This is a genomic window from Geodermatophilus sp. SYSU D00742, assembly GCF_054049935.1.
Genome location: NZ_JBJGYJ010000012.1, coordinates 1 through 11,536, shown reverse-complemented (window position 1 = coordinate 11,536; position 11,536 = coordinate 1). Strand labels below are relative to the sequence as shown.

General features: G+C 73.4%; 10 protein-coding genes and 1 pseudogene. 10 read left to right on the top strand and 1 reads right to left on the bottom strand.

From position 1 onward, the window contains the following. Window positions 1-76 precede the first annotated feature (76 nt). Window positions 77-1,858 (top strand): N-acetylglutaminylglutamine amidotransferase, encoded by a 1,782-nt coding sequence (locus ACI78V_RS10320; protein WP_456850807.1) that lies wholly within the window; start codon window positions 77-79, stop codon window positions 1,856-1,858. Window positions 1,859-1,896: 38 nt separating this feature from the next. After that, window positions 1,897-3,645 carry an N-acetylglutaminylglutamine synthetase gene (ngg, locus tag ACI78V_RS10315; RefSeq protein WP_456850806.1) on the top strand — a complete coding sequence of 583 codons (1,749 nt, stop codon included), beginning with the start codon at window positions 1,897-1,899 and terminating at the stop codon, window positions 3,643-3,645. Window positions 3,646-3,660: 15 nt separating this feature from the next. On the opposite strand, the gene ACI78V_RS10310 is transcribed toward ngg, so the two are convergent. After that, window positions 3,661-3,900, bottom strand: a complete 240-nt coding sequence (locus ACI78V_RS10310) for a winged helix-turn-helix transcriptional regulator (RefSeq protein WP_456850805.1) — start codon at window positions 3,898-3,900, stop codon at window positions 3,661-3,663. A gap of 230 nt (window positions 3,901-4,130) precedes the next feature. Between ACI78V_RS10310 and ACI78V_RS10305 the strand changes: the two genes are divergently transcribed. The 8 genes and pseudogenes from ACI78V_RS10305 to ACI78V_RS10270 all read left to right on the top strand — a co-directional run. Then, the gene (locus ACI78V_RS10305) at window positions 4,131-5,165 is read left to right on the top strand and encodes a TerC family protein (protein ID WP_456850804.1); all 1,035 of its coding nucleotides are present in this window, start codon (window positions 4,131-4,133) and stop codon (window positions 5,163-5,165) included. A gap of 62 nt (window positions 5,166-5,227) precedes the next feature. Continuing rightward, window positions 5,228-5,614 (top strand): fluoride efflux transporter CrcB, encoded by a 387-nt coding sequence (gene crcB, locus ACI78V_RS10300; protein ID WP_456850803.1) that lies wholly within the window; start codon window positions 5,228-5,230, stop codon window positions 5,612-5,614. Further along, window positions 5,611-5,964: a fluoride efflux transporter FluC gene (locus ACI78V_RS10295; protein WP_456850802.1), complete on the top strand. Its 354-nt coding sequence runs from the start codon at window positions 5,611-5,613 to the stop codon at window positions 5,962-5,964. Before crcB ends, ACI78V_RS10295 begins: the two co-directional genes overlap by 4 nt. 48 nt (window positions 5,965-6,012) lie before the next feature. Continuing rightward, window positions 6,013-6,414 (top strand): annotated as a pseudogene (locus ACI78V_RS10290) (trehalose-6-phosphate synthase); the annotation flags it as partial. Window positions 6,415-6,478: 64 nt separating this feature from the next. After that, the gene (locus ACI78V_RS10285; protein WP_456850801.1) at window positions 6,479-7,429 is read left to right on the top strand and encodes an alpha,alpha-trehalose-phosphate synthase (UDP-forming); all 951 of its coding nucleotides are present in this window, start codon (window positions 6,479-6,481) and stop codon (window positions 7,427-7,429) included. After that, on the top strand, window positions 7,429-8,172 hold the full coding sequence (gene otsB / locus ACI78V_RS10280; RefSeq protein ID WP_456850800.1) for a trehalose-phosphatase: 744 nt from the start codon (window positions 7,429-7,431) through the stop codon (window positions 8,170-8,172). Before ACI78V_RS10285 ends, otsB begins: the two co-directional genes overlap by 1 nt. A 327-nt stretch (window positions 8,173-8,499) precedes the next feature. Next, window positions 8,500-10,116, top strand: a complete 1,617-nt coding sequence (locus ACI78V_RS10275) for a methyl-accepting chemotaxis protein (protein WP_456850799.1) — start codon at window positions 8,500-8,502, stop codon at window positions 10,114-10,116. A gap of 432 nt (window positions 10,117-10,548) precedes the next feature. Then, a partial coding sequence (locus tag ACI78V_RS10270; RefSeq protein ID WP_456850798.1) for a HAMP domain-containing protein occupies window positions 10,549-11,536 on the top strand: 988 nt, incomplete at its 3' end.

The window sequence follows — 11,536 nt, the reverse complement described above, 5'->3', positions numbered from 1 at the left end:
GCGCACCGCGTTGCGTGCGTGTGACGTTCTCGCGGCCGCCTGGCGGGTCCCTGGAGAGGGGGGTTGGATCACTTCCATGTGCGGCCTCTGCGGCGAGATCAGGTTCGACGGCACCCTGGCCGACACCACCGCCGTGGCGCGGATGGTGGAGTCGCTGGTCCCCCGCGGCCCGGACGGTCAGGGGACGTGGAGCAACGGGCGGGTGGCCTTCGGGCACCGGCGGCTGTCGGTGATCGACCTGTCCACCTGCGGTTCCCAGCCGATGATCGACAACGACCTCGGGCTGACCGCCGTCTTCAACGGCTGCATCTACGACTACCAGGAGCTGCGGGCCGAGCTCGAGGGCCACGGCTACCGCTTCTTCTCGCACAGCGACACCGAGGTGATCCTCAAGGGCTACCACCACTGGGGTACCGACGTCGTCTCGCACCTGCACGGCATGTTCGCCTTCGTCATCCACGAGCGCGACACCGGCCGGATCGTCATGGCCCGCGACCGGCTCGGCATCAAGCCGCTCTACCTGGCCGAGACGCCGGGCCGGCTGCGGTTCGCCTCGACCCTCCCGGCGCTGCTGAGGGCGGGGGACGTCGACACCTCGATCGACCCGGTCGCGCTGCACCACTACCTCACCTGGCACGCCGTCGTCCCGGCGCCGCGGACCATCCTCAACGGCGTCCGGAAGCTGCCGCCGGCCACCCTGCGGGTCATCGAGGCCGACGGCACCTCCCGCGAGGAGCGGTACTGGAACGCCACCTACGAGCGGCGCCCCGAGCACGCCTCCTGGTCCGCCCGCGACTGGGAGGACGCGATCGAGGAGGCGTTGCGGGTCGCCGTCCGCCGGCGGCTGGTCGCCGACATCCCGGTGGGCGTGCTGCTGTCCGGTGGCCTGGACTCCAGCCTCATCGTCGGCCTGCTGGCCCAGGAGGGGCAGACCGGCCTGGCCACCTACTCGATCGGCTTCGAGGCCGTCGGGGGGCGCGAGGGCGACGAGTTCCAGTACTCCGACGTCATCGCCGAGCGGTTCGCGACCGACCACCACCGCATCCGGGTCGCCTCCGACGAGCTCGCGGCGGCGCTGGGGCACGCCATCGGCGCGATGGCCGAGCCCATGGTCAGCCACGACGTCGTCGCCTTCGACCTGCTCTCGGAGCGGGTGAGCCAGAGCATCCGGGTGGTGCAGTCCGGCCAGGGCGCCGACGAGGTCTTCGCCGGCTACCACTGGTACCCGCCGCTGGCCGGCGTCGGCCGGGACGAGGCCGTGGAGCGCTACGCCGCGGCGTTCTTCGACCGCGACCACGCGCAGATGCGGTCGGTCGTCTCCGACCGGTACGCCCTGACCGAGGACCCGAGCCTGGCGTTCGTCCGCCGGCACATGTCCATGGCCGGCGCCGAGACGGCGGTGGACGCCGCGCTGCGCCTGGACAGCGAGGTCATGCTCGTCGACGACCCGGTCAAGCGCGTGGACAACATGTCCATGGCGTGGGGCCTGGAGGCCCGGGTGCCCTTCCTCGACCACGACCTGGTCGAGCTGGCCGCGATGTGCCCGCCGGAGCTCAAGCTGGCCGACGGCGGCAAGGGGGTGCTCAAGGCGATCGGCCGGCGGATCATCCCGCCGGAGGTCATCGACCGGCCCAAGGGCTACTTCCCGGTGCCGGCGATCACCCACCTCGAGGGCAAGGTGCTCGGCCTGGTGCGCGACGCGCTCTCCGGCGAGGCCGCCCGTGACCGCGGGCTGTTCCGCCCCGAGTACGTGCGCGAGCTGCTCGCCGACCCCAACGGTGAGCTGACGCCGCTGCGCGGCAACAAGCTCTGGCAGCTCGGCCTCCTCGAGCTGTGGCTGCAGACGCACGGGGTGTGACGGTGCCCCGACTCGCCGGGCACCGTCGCCGTACACCGGTGACGGAGACCCCGTCGTTCACCAACCGCTCGTGGGAACTGCCCTCGGAGCACCAGCGCCAGGGCATGGCGACCGACGTCGTGCTCGACCTCGGCTGGGGACGGCTGGTCTTCGGCCAGACCTTCGACGACCTGAGCGGGATCGTGGACGCGCTGCGCCACGAGGGCAGCGGCCGCCGCGACATCTGCATCTACCCGCGCGACCCGCACGTGCTCGTCGGCATGGCCCCCGACGAGCTGTTCATCGACCCGAGCTACACCTACCGGCTCGACCTGCACCGCTACCGGCCGCGGCACGAGCTCATCCGCGGCGTCTTCGTGCGCACGGTGACCTCGCTGGCCGACATGGAGCAGATCAACGACATCTATGCCCGCAACGGCATGGTCACCGGCGACGCCGGGACGATGTGGGCCAACCACCGCACCCGCACGTTCACCTACCTGGTCGCCGAGGACCGGCGGACCGGCCGCATCGTCGGCACGGTGACCGGCGTCGACCACGTCCTGGCCTTCGGCGACCCGGAGGGCGGCGCCAGCCTGTGGTGCCTGGCGGTGCACGCCCAGGACGCGCCGCCCGGGACCGGCGAGGCGCTGGTCCGGGTGCTCGCCGAGCGCTACGTCGGCCGCGGGCGGGCCTATCTGGACCTGTCGGTGCTGTACGACAACAGCGGCGCGATCGCGCTGTACCGCAAGCTCGGGTTCCAGCGGACGCCGGCGGTGTGCGTCAAGCGCAAGAACCCGATCAACACGCCGCTGTTCGCCTCCCGCCCGCCGGGCCTGGAGGACCTCAACCCCTACGCCCGGATCATCGCCGACGAGGCGCTCGAGCGGGGCATCCGCGTGGAGGTCACCGACGCCGAGTGGGGTGAGATCCGGCTGTCCCTCGGCGGCCGCAGCGTGCTGACCCGCGAGTCGCTGTCGGAGTTCACCAGCGCGGTGGCGATGAGCCGCTGCGACGACAAGCGGGTCACCCGCCGGATCATGGAGCGCGCCGGCGTGCGCGTGCCGAAGGGCGCGCTGGTGACCGAGGGCCGGCTCGACGACGGGCTGGCGCTGCTCGCCGAGTGTGGCGAGGTCGTGGTCAAGCCGGCCCGCGGCGAGCAGGGCCGCGGGATCACCGTGGGTGTGACGTCCGCGGAGGCGCTCGGGAAGGCGGTCGACGCGGCCCTGCACTTCTGCCCCGACGTGCTGGTCGAGGAACTCGTGGCCGGCGACGACCTCCGGGTGGTGGTCATCGACCACGAGGTGGTGGCCGCCGCGGTGCGCCGTCCGGCCGAGGTGGTCGGTGACGGCCGCAACGCGGTGACCGAGCTGGTGCGGGCCACCAGTCGCCGCCGGGAGCGCGCCACCGGCGGGGAGTCGAGGATCCCGCTGGACGACACCACCGCCGAGGTGGTGGCCGAGGCCGGCTACGGCATGGCGGACGTGCCGCCGTCCGGGGAGCGCATCCGGGTCCGGCGGACGGCGAACCTGCACACCGGCGGCACCATCGAGGACGTCACCGACCGGCTGCACCCGGAGATCGCGGCGGCGGCGGTGCGGGCCAGCCGGGCGATCGGCATCCCGGTCACCGGGCTGGACTTCCTGGTGCCCGACCTCGACGGCCCCGAGCACGTGTTCATCGAGGCCAACGAGCGGCCCGGGCTGGCCAACCACGAGCCGCAGCCCACCGCGGCGCGCTTCGTGGACCTGCTGTTCCCCGAGACCCGCCGGCGCCGAGGGACCGGTGGAGCCGACCCCGGGGCGTGACGCCCGGGTGAGGGGTCAGCGGGGAGCGAAGACCGCGAGCAGCTCGTCGACCTCGCGGTGCGCCGTGCTCGGGTGCCGGAAGGGCCGGTGCGGCTGCACCTCGTAGTGGGTGCGCCGGCCACGGCGGGTGCGGACCAGGTACCCCTCCCCCTCCAGGTCGCGCAGGATCGACAGTGCCGAACGCGTGCTGATGCCCACGCGGGCGGCGATGTCCGCCACGCGGAGGTCGGGGTCGGCGGCGACGGCGAGCAGCACGTGGCCGTGGCTGGTCAGGAACGTCCAGGCCGGACGGCGGTCCTCGGGCAGGAGTCCCTCCCTCTCCGCGGTGCAACGACAGGTGAAGTGTGCTTCACTGGTTCGCGGGAGGGGAGTACCCCCACGAGCGCTCCCGTCGTCAGTACGGCCCCCGCGGGAGGGGGTTCGGCGGAGCGGACCCCCCGGGGTCGGGAGAGACCTCCGGTCGGAACCGACCGGAAGGTGTCCGCGTGGACGTCTCGGTGTCCCTGTGGCTGGCCGTGCTCGGCCTCATCGTCGGCATGCTCGCCGTCGACCTCTTCGCCCATCGTCGCGCGCACGTCATCGGGGTGCGGGAGGCCGCCCTGTGGTCGGCGGTCTGGGTGCTCATCGGTGTGGGGTTCGGCGTCTGGGTGTGGTGGGCGCACGGCGCCGACCTGGGCCAGCAGTACTTCGCCGGCTACCTCATCGAGAAGTCCCTCGCCGTGGACAACGTGTTCGTCTGGGCGGTCGTCTTCACGTTCTTCGGGGTCCCCCGCGAGTTCCAGCACCGGGTGCTGTTCCTGGGCGTGCTGGGCGCCCTGGTCCTGCGCGGGCTGTTCATCGCCGGCGGCGCGCTGCTCATCGGCAGCTTCAGCTGGGTGCTCTACCTCTTCGCGGCCTTCCTGCTGTGGACCGGCTACCGGATGCTGCGGCAGCGGGACGAGCACATCGACCCCGGGCGGTCCCGGACCCTGCGGCTGTTCCGCAGGTACGTGCCGATGACCGACGCCTACCACGGCCAGCGGTTCCTCGTCCGGAGGGACGGCGTCCTGCTGGCCACTCCCCTGCTGGCGGTGCTGGCCCTCGTGGAGGTGACCGATGTCGTCTTCGCCGTCGACTCGATCCCGGCGATCTTCGCGGTCACCGACGAGCCGTTCCTGGTCTTCACCGCCAACGCCTTCGCGTTGCTCGGCCTGCGTGCGATGTACTTCCTGCTCGCCGACCTGGTCCACCGCTTCGTGTACCTCAAGGCCGGGCTGGCCCTGGTGCTCATGTGGGTGGGCGTGAAGATGCTGCTCAAGGTCGACGTCCTCTACGTGCCGACCGTCGTCAGCCTCGTCGTCATCACCACGATCATCGGCGTCTCCGTCGCCGCCAGCCTCCGGGCGACGCGGGGCGGGAGCCGGCAGGCGGCGGAGGCCCCGGCCACTCCCCCGTTCCGGGTCGCCACCGCGGAGGAGACGGCGGCGCTGGAGCCGGCGTGGCGGCAGCGGCGCCGGAACGGGGTGCGCTCCTCGGGTTGACCGGCCCGGGGCCCGCCGTGCGTGCCGCCCGGCGGGCCCCGGCAGGCTGGGAGGATGCGCGGGTGGCGTACGTGCTGGCAGCGGTGGGCGGTGTGCTGGGTGCCCTGGCCCGCTGGGGGGTGGGGACGACGCTGCCGCACTCCCCCGCCGGGTGGCCGTGGGCGACGCTGCTGGTGAACCTGAGCGGCTGTCTGCTGATGGGCGTCCTGCTGACCGTCCTCGCGGCCCGCTCCCCCGAGCCGGCATGGGTCCGGCCGTTCCTGGCCGTCGGCGTGCTGGGTGGTCACACCACGTACTCCGCCTTCGCGGTCGAGGTCGTCGGGCTCGCGGACGCCGCGGCGCTGGCCGGGGCCGCCGGGTACGTCGTCGCCTCGGTCGTCGGCGGTGTGCTGGCGGTGGCGGCCGGGACGTGGGGGGCGCGGGCGGTCGTGGCCCGCCCCGTGCCGTGACCCCGCTGCTCGTGGCCGCCGGAGCGCTGGTGGGGGCGCCCCTGCGGCTGCTGGTCACGCGCCTGGCCGTCCGCGCCGGGCAGGACCCCGCCGTCGGCACCCTGGCGGTCAACGTCGCCGGCAGCGCCGTCCTGGGGGTGCTGCTCGGCCTGGGCGGCGTCTCCCCCGCGGTGCTGGCGCTGGTCGGCACGGGGTTCTGCGGGACCCTCACGACCTTCTCGACGTTCGGGGCCGACGTCGTCCGGCTGGTGGAGGAGCGTGCGCTCGGGCGTGCGCTCGGCTACCTGGTGGCGACGCTGGTGCTGGGCCTCGGGGTGGCCGCCGCCGGGTACCTCTCGGCCCGCGGATGAGGGTTCACGGTGCCCTCGGCGGGCGGCATCAGTAGGGTCGGACACGGCATGGGTGGAACATCAGGAGGAGACACGCGGGCGGACAGCCCGGTCGTCGTGGTGGCCAACCGGCTGCCCGTCGACCAGGTGACCGACCCGGACGGCACGACACGCTGGCAACGCAGCCCCGGCGGCCTGGTGACGGCCCTGGAGCCGTTCGTGGCCGGCCGCGGCGGCGCCTGGGTCGGCTGGTCCGGCTCGGCCGGGGACGCGCCGGAGCCGTTCGAGTCCGGCGGCATGCAGCTGATCCCGGTGCCGCTCTCCGAGGAGGAGGTGGACCGCTACTACGAGGGCATGTCCAACGCCTCGCTGTGGCCGCTCTACCACGACGTCGTCGAGAAGCCCGAGTACCACCGGACGTGGTGGGACACCTACGTCCAGGTCAACAAGCGCTTCGCCGAGCGTGCCGCCGAGGTGGCCGCCGAGGGCGCGATCGTCTGGGTGCACGACTACCAGCTGCAGCTGGTAGCCGGCGATGCTCCGGCAGCATCGGCCCGACCTGACCATCGGGTTCTTCCTGCACATCCCCTTCCCGCCCTACGAGCTGTTCACCCAGCTGCCCTGGCGCTCGGCGATCGTGGAGGGTCTGCTCGGCGCCGACCTCGTCGGCTTCCAGCGGCCCAGCGCGGCGTCGAACTTCGTCCAGCTGGCCCGCCGGCTGCACGAGCTGCCGGCCCGCGGCACGACCATCGAGTACGACGGCCGGACGGTCACCGCCCGGGCCTTCCCCATCTCCATCGACGTCGCCGCGTTCGACGAGCTGGCCAGCTCCCCTGACGTGGTCAAGCGGGCGGCGGAGATCCGCGCCGAGCTCGGCAACCCCGAGCGGATCATCCTCGGCGTCGACCGGCTGGACTACACCAAGGGCATCGCCGTCCGGCTCAACGCCTTCCAGGAGCTGCTGGAGGACGGCGTCCTCGAGACCCCGCAGACCGTGATGGTGCAGGTGGCCACGCCCAGCCGGGAGCGGGTCGAGCACTACGTGCACATGCGGGAGACGATCGAGCAGCAGGTCGGGCACATCAACGGCGTCTTCGGCACCCTCGGCGGCCCGGCCGTGCACTACATCAACCAGTCGGTGCCCCGCGAGGAGCTGGCCGCCCTCTACCGGGCCGCCGACGTCATGCTCGTGACGCCGTACCGCGACGGGATGAACCTGGTCGCCAAGGAGTACGTCGCGGCGCGCAGCGACCTCGGCGGCGCCCTGGTGCTGTCGGAGTTCGCCGGTGCCGCCGCCGAGCTGAAGCAGGCCTTCCTCGTCAACCCGCACGACATCGCCGGCGTCAAGAACCAGCTGGTGCGGGCGCTGCGTGCCGAGCCGGCAGAGCTGGCCAGGCGGATGCGGGCGATGCGCCGGCACCTGGCGAAGAACGACCTCGAGCACTGGGCGACGTCCTTCTTCGACGCGCTGCGCGCGCAGCAGTGATGGCCGGGCCGCCCGCCGAGCTGACCTCCGCTCTCCGGGATCTCGCCGGACGGCGGCCGCTGCTGGTGGCCAGCGACTACGACGGCGTCCTCGCGCCCCTGGTGGGGGACCCGTCGGCGGCGGTCCCCTCCCCCGGTGTCGCCGGGGCGCTGGCCCGGCTCGCCGAGCGCCCCCGCGTCGTGGTCGCGCTCGTCAGCGGCCGTGGTGTGGCCGACCTGCGGACCGTCAGCGGGCTGTCGGGGCCCTACCGGTGGGTGGGCAGCCACGGCGCGGAGTTCGACGGCCCGCTCACCGGCGAGCTCGCCGCCCGGCGGGACGCGCTCGCCGCGCGGCTGGCCCCCCTGGTGGCCGCGGTGCCGGGCGCGCTGTTGGAGGTCAAGCCGGCCAGCGTCGCGGTGCACGTACGGCAGGTGACCGACCGGATCGCGGCCACCGAGCTGCTCGCGGCCGCGGATCGGGCGGCCGATCCGTCACTGACGAAGAAGCCCGGCAAGGAGGTGCTCGAGCTCGCCGTCACCGATGCCGACAAGGGGCGCGCGCTGCTCCGGCTGCGGGACGAGCTCGGGGCCGCGGCGGCGGTCTACCTCGGGGACGACCTCACCGACGAGGACGCCTTCCGGGCCCTTCCCGCGGACGACGTCACCGTGAAGGTCGGCGAGGGCGAGACCGCCGCCCGCTTCCGCATCCCGGACACCGCCGCCGTCGTCCCCCTGCTCGAGGACCTCGCCGCCCTGCTCGCCTGACGCCGGTGGCGCGGGTGACACCCGTGGCGCGGGTGACGCCTGTGGCGCGGGCCGGCTCCGGGTCACCGGCGCGGCCGGTGTCGCTCACCGGCCCGGCACTGTCGACAATCACGCCGTCGGCCCAGGACGGGCCCACCGCGCATTCCGGGAAATGGTTCCCCGCCGTTTCCGCTCCTGTCGACACGACGCCGGGGATGCAACGGTGACCGCACCCGCGGGAACGATTCTGCAACCACTGCGGAATGGGCGCGGACAGCCTCCGGAATGGCTCCACACTATGGCGGATCGCACGTCCGACCGAGTCGCCGTCCCTGGAGGGGCTCCCCCGTGTACTCCGCCACCACCCCTGCTCCCCCTGGCCGCGCCCCCGGGTGGTTCGCCGACCGCCCCCTGGGTGTGCGCATCGGCGCCGTCGTCGCGCTGCTGGCCGTCGTCGTCCTGGCCACCAACCTCCTGGCGGTCCTGCGCATCTCCGAGATGCGCACGCACCAGGAGACGATCTACACCGAGAACCTCGAGCCGCTGAACGCGCTCTCGGCCGTGCAGCGCGCCACCGCCGCACACCGCGCCCGCGTGCTCGAGTACGCCGTCTCCGACCCCGCCCGCCGGCAGGAGCTGCTGGGCGAGATGGACGAGAAGCAGGCCGACGTCGACGCGGCGCTCGCCGCGTACGAGCCGTACGTGATCGACCAGGCCGCGATGGAGGCCTACCTCGAGGGCCGGGAGCAGTTCCTCACCACCAACGCCACCCAGCTCTTCCCCGCCGCCGACCGCGGCGACCTCGCCACGTACGCGCAGCTGTACCGCGACGTCTCCAGCCCGCTGCTCACCCAGATCGCCGACGGGCTCGAGGAGGAGGGCGTGGCCCAGTCGGAGCAGGCGGCCGCCCGCAACGCCTCAGCCGCCGAGGAGGCGGACTCCTCCGTCACCATGCTGCTCCTCGCGGCCTCGACCGCCGTCGTCGTGGCGTCCGTGCTGACCGTCGTCGTCGTCCGCCGCATCACCCGCACCGTGCGCGCGGTGCAGGAGGTGGCCGAGGCGATGGCCGACGGCGACCTGCGCCGCAGCACCGACGTCCACTCCCGCGACGAGCTCGGCCGGATGGCCGCCGCCCTGGACGCCGCGCAGGCCAACCTGCGCGAGGTGATGACGTCCGTGGCGTCCTCGGCCGACGCGGTGGCGGCCTCGTCGGAGGAGCTGTCGGCGTCGTCGGCGCAGATCGCGGCGTCGGCGGAGGAGACCAGTGCGCAGTCCGGTGTCGTGGCCGGCGCGGCCGAGGAGGTCACGCGCAGCGTGCAGACCGTCGCGGCGGGTGCCGAGCAGATGGGCGCCTCGATCCGGGAGATCGCCACCAACGCGGCGGAGGCGAGCCAGGTCGCCTCCCGGGCGGTGAGTGCCGCGGCGTCGACGACGGCGACGGTGGCGAAGCTGGGGGAGTCCTCGGCCGAGATCGGCAACGTGGTGAAGGTGATCACCAGCATCGCCGAGCAGACCAACCTGCTGGCGCTCAACGCCACCATCGAGGCCGCGCGGGCCGGAGAGGCCGGCAAGGGCTTCGCGGTGGTCGCGAACGAGGTCAAGGAGCTGGCGCAGGAGACGGCCAAGGCGACCGAGGACATCGCCCGCCGGGTGCAGGCCATCCAGCACGACACGACCGCGGCGGTGACCGCGATCGAGGAGATCAGCACGATCGTGGCGCAGATCTCCGACCGGCAGACCACCATCGCCTCGGCGGTGGAGGAGCAGACCGCGACCACCAGCGAGATGTCGCGCTCGGTGACCGAGGCCGCCGGTGGGTCCGGGCAGATCGCGGAGAACATCGTCAGCGTCTCGACCGCCGCGGAGTCGACGACCCAGGCGCTGACCCAGACCCGCAGCGCCGTCGAGGAGCTCTCCCGCATGGCCGCGGACCTGCGCGCCTCGGTGAGCCGCTTCACGTACTGAGCACGCACCTCAGGCCGTCCCGCGGGGCGGTGGCCGGACGTCCCGGTCACCGCCCCGTCGTCGTTCCCGGGGACGCCGGGACGTCGACGACCCGTTCCTCCGGATCGTCGGGTCGACGCCACCAGGAATGGTCAGCGACCATTCCTGGTCACTGCGGGCACACACCAGGGGTGCTGCTCGCGGCGTCCCCTGCCTCGAGTCGTCGACCGCGACGCCGGTGACCCCCGGAACGGGGACCCGGACGGTCCGGGGGTCACCGTCCTGCACTCCCGAATCGTCGAGTCGACACCGGGAGAACGGTCGACGAGCGATTTTCCTGCACCGCGCGACACGCGCCGAAATGGTGGTGGAGGGCCCGTCCGGCCGCCCTACCTTTCTCCGCGGAATGGCGGTCGCGTCCCGTCCGGGACAGAGGAGTGAGGAAGTCCAGACATGACCCACGAGGTTGGCGGCGGTCGCGTGCGACGCATCGGCGTCCGCGGCTCGATCCTGGCGGTGGGAGCCGCCGGCATGACGGCGGCCGCCGCGGTGGGCGGCTTCGCCCTGTCCGGCCTGGGGGGCGCGGGGGAGGCCCTGGACGACGTCACCCGGCTCCAGGGCGCGCTCACCAGCGTGCAGGAGATCCAGACCTCGAACGCCGACGTCACCGGGTGGCAGACCGCCTACGCCTGGGACGCGCGCCGTGTCGGTGGTCCCGCCGCCGTCCTCGACGGCAACGCCAACCGCGCCGGCTACCTCGACAGCGCCGACCGGCTGCGGGCCCAGCTGGAGGCCGTGCCGACCGACGTCCTCTCCGCGTCAGAGCGCGAGACGTTCCAGCAGATCGAGCAGAACTGGGAGGCGTTCTTCGCCGTCGACGACCAGGTCGTCACCCGGTACGCGCAGGGCACCGCGGCCGGTGTCGAGGCGGGGGACGCCCTGGTGGTGGGTGACGGGTACGCCGTCTACTTCGAGGTCCTCCAGCTGACCGCGGACCTGCGCGAGTCCCTCCAGAGCCGGGTCGAGGAGGCGGTCGTGTCCGCCGACGAGGAGCAGACGCAGGCGCAGTGGACCATGCTCGCCGTCATCGTGCTGGGGGCGCTGCTGGCGCTGGGCCTGGCGCTGGCCGTGGCGCGGCGGATCGTGCGTCCGCTGGAGGCGGTGGCGTCGGTCGCCGCAGCGCTCTCGGACGGCGACCTGACCCGGTCCACCGGCGTCGTCCGGGACGACGAGGTCGGCCGGACGGCGGCGGCGATCGACAGCGCACTGGGCGATCTGCGGCGGGTCATGGCCGCGGTGGCGGCCTCGGCCGATGCGGTGGCGGCCTCGTCGGAGGAGCTGTCGGCGTCCTCGGCGCAGATCGCGGCGTCGGCGGAGGAGACCAGTGCGCAGTCCGGTGTCGTGGCCGGGGCCGCCGAGGAGGTCAGCCGGAACGTGCAGA

What these genes read in the sequence shown, in the direction of transcription:
- ACI78V_RS10285 (WP_456850801.1), top strand. Translation starts at nt 6,479, where the DNA reads ATGCTCCGGCAGCATCGGCCCGACCTGACCATCGGGTTCTTCCTGCAC.
- otsB (WP_456850800.1), top strand. Translation starts at nt 7,429, where the DNA reads ATGGCCGGGCCGCCCGCCGAGCTGACCTCCGCTCTCCGGGATCTCGCC.
- ACI78V_RS10320 (WP_456850807.1), top strand. Translation starts at nt 77, where the DNA reads ATGTGCGGCCTCTGCGGCGAGATCAGGTTCGACGGCACCCTGGCCGAC.